Consider the following 264-nt stretch of genomic DNA (forward strand, 5'->3'; position numbering starts at 1 on the left):
AAGCAGCATGAAGCAGGATTACCAATCGCTGAAATTGCACGAAAGCTTGGGATTGCGGAAGGGACATTTTATGCATGGAAGAAAAAGTATGCAGGTCTAGAGTCGGACCAAGTCCGCGAGTTGAAGCTATTGCGGGAAGAAAACGAGAAACTCAAACGTATTGTTGCAGATTTAACCCTCGACAAGGCCATGCTGCAAGATCTGAATACCCGAAAGTGGTAAGCGTACCGCAACGTCGTAAGGTGGTACGCCATTTGATAACTC

General features: G+C 46.6%; 1 pseudogene. It reads left to right on the plus strand.

Going from position 1 to position 264, the window contains the following annotated elements:
* Positions 1-216 (plus strand): annotated as a pseudogene (locus tag L975_RS16970) (transposase); the annotation flags it as partial.
* Between the last annotated feature and the right edge of the window lie 48 nt (positions 217-264).

It is taken from the genome of Plesiomonas sp. ZOR0011, from assembly GCF_000800945.1.
GTDB lineage: Bacteria > Pseudomonadota > Gammaproteobacteria > Enterobacterales > CAMTGL01 > Plesiomonas > Plesiomonas shigelloides.